We start from the raw sequence: 2,316 nt of genomic DNA on the forward strand, positions 1-2,316 counted from the left end.
GCGGGGCTCTCCCAGATGTTGGGCGCGCTGCTGGGCACGGTGGTGGTGAACCAGCTGGTCAGGGGGTTGTCGGCGGGGTATGTGGCGTGTGCGGCGCTGGTGTTGGTGGCCATGGTGCCGTTCCTGCTCGGGCACGTCGAGCGGGACTCGCGTACGGCTGTGGCACCTCGGGAGGACGAGGGGCCGGCGCCGGCCACGGCGCGGCGCGGGCTGCGGGAGCCGGACGTGCTGTGGACGTGGCTGAGCAAGTTCCTCGTCGTCCTGGGCTTCGCGCTGATCACCCAGTACCTGCTCTACTACCTGACCGACGAGCTGCGGGTGGCCGATCCTCAGCGGGCCACGATGACGATCACGGCGGTGACGGTCCTGTCGGCGATGGCGGCCGCGTTGGGCGCGGGCCGCTGGTCGGACCGGGTGGGTCGGCGGCGGGTGTTCGTCGCCGGCGGCGGGCTGCTGATGGCGGTGGGCGCGACGATGATGGCGGTGGTCCCGGCCTGGCCGGTGGCGTTGGGCGCGGCGCTGCTGGTGGGCGTGGGGTTCGGCACGTTCCTGGCGGTGGATCTGGCGGTGGTGGCGAGCGTGCTGCCGTCGGCCCGGGACACCGGGCGGGATCTGGGGCTGTTCGCGGTGGCGACGGCGGCGCCGCAGATCCTGGCGCCGGCGCTCGCGGTGCCGATGCTGGCGCTGGCGGGCTACGGCGGGCTGTATCTGCTGGTGGCGGTGGTGACGGCGGTGGGCGGCGTGCTGGTGCTGCGGGTGCGTTCGGTGGCGTAGGAGACGCCCCCGAGAGAGATGCGGGTGGCGGCCGGACGGGGGGATCGTCCGGCCGCCACCCGCGTCCGGGGCGGGCCCGCGCGTCGGGGGCGTACGCGCGAGCCCGCCGGTCACCAGGTGACGGGCAGCTTCTCCAGGCCGTGGACGAGCATGCCGGTCTTCATGCGCAGCTCGCTGACGTCGCAGGCCAGTCGCAGGGTGGGGAAGCGGCGGAACAACGACGCCATGGTGATGCGGAGTTCGGCGACGGCGAGCGCGGCGCCCAGACAGTGGTGGATGCCGTGGCCGAAGGCGAGGTGGGGGTTGTGCTCGCGGTCGGGCTGGAACTCCTCGCCGTCGTCGAAGACCTCGGGGTCACGGTTGGCGGAGGCGACGGCCGCCATGACGGCGCTGCCCTTGGGGATGAGCGTGCCGGCGATCTCCACGTCCTCCAGGCTGATGCGCAGCGGGCCGCCGTCGCCGATCGGGTTGACGCGCAGCAGCTCGTTCACGAAGCCGCTGACCGCGTCCGGGTCCTCGATGACGCGGGCGAGCTGCTCGGGGTGGCGCAGCAGGGTCAGCACGCACGCGCCGATCATGCTCACGGTCGTCTCGTGGCCGGCGACGAGGATGGTCATCGCCATGATGATGAGTTCGCTCTGGTCGAGCGCGTCCCGCTCGTCGTGGGCGGTGATCAGCGCGCTGAGGAGGTCGTCACCGGGTTCCTCGCGCCGCTTGTTGATCAGCTCGTGGATGTACCCGGCCATCTCGATGCGCTGGGTCATCATCTCCTCGGCCGTGTGGTTGGTGAGGGAGACGATGGCGTTGGACCAGGCGCGGAACTGCTCGCGGTCCTCGAAGGGCACACCGAGCAGTTCGCAGATGACCTGGACGGGCAGCGGGAAGGCGAACATCTCGTTGAGGTCGACGGGGCCGCCCTCGTTCTTCTCCATCTCGTCCAGCAGCGCGTCGGTCAGCTCCTGGATGCGCGGCTCCAGGGCGCGTACGCGGCGGCCGGTGAACTCGCCCATGACCAGCTTGCGCAGCCGGGTGTGCTCGGGCGGGTCGGTGGAGAAGAGGCTGCCGGGAGGCATCGGCGCCACGGTGAGCTGCGGGGCGTCCTCCGCGACCATCGCGGCCCGGCTGAAGCGGGGATCGGCGAGCACGAGCTTGGCGTCCTCGTAGCGGCTGACGACGTAGCCGACGTCCCCGCTGGGCAGCAGAACCCGGGCGACCGGTTCGCTGGTCCGCAGCTCCTGGTAGATCGGCGGTATCTCGATCGCGGACGGCCGGTGGAACGGGTAGCTGCGCGGGCACCCGGTGCCGGTGGTGTCGACGGCGGTCTCGGCTTCCATTCGCTCTCCCGGTGAGGACGGCGGAGGTGGGTAACGTTCCGCGGTCCACGGTCACAGCCCGGGCTGAGTCTCCGCTTATGCACCGCTTGCCCCGGGCGGAAGGCGCCTGCGCGCGGCGGTGCCGGGGTCAGCCGCGGGCGCGGAGGAGGGCGGTGGTGGTGAGCCAGGTGAGGCCCAGGGTGAACCAGGGGGCGGCCTGGGCCTGGGT

2 protein-coding genes are annotated in these 2,316 nt (G+C 72.2%); one reads left to right on the top strand and one right to left on the bottom strand.

Annotation, left to right across the window (positions count from 1 at the left end; translation table 11 throughout):
• On the top strand, window positions 1-774 hold a 774-nt coding region (locus FNX44_RS26265), incomplete at its 5' end, for an MFS transporter (protein WP_143651474.1).
• A gap of 110 nt (window positions 775-884) precedes the next feature.
• On the opposite strand, the gene FNX44_RS26270 is transcribed toward FNX44_RS26265, so the two are convergent.
• A complete protein-coding gene (locus FNX44_RS26270) occupies window positions 885-2,108 on the bottom strand; it encodes a cytochrome P450 (protein WP_143651475.1) in 1,224 nt (407 codons plus the stop codon).
• Window positions 2,109-2,316 lie beyond the last annotated feature (208 nt).

This window comes from Streptomyces alkaliterrae (assembly GCF_007097205.2).
Lineage (GTDB): Bacteria > Actinomycetota > Actinomycetes > Streptomycetales > Streptomycetaceae > Streptomyces > Streptomyces alkaliterrae.

Coding starts and splice junctions, on each gene's coding strand:
- FNX44_RS26270 (WP_143651475.1), bottom strand. CDS start 2,108: ATGGAAGCCGAGACCGCCGTCGACACCACCGGCACCGGGTGCCCGCGC.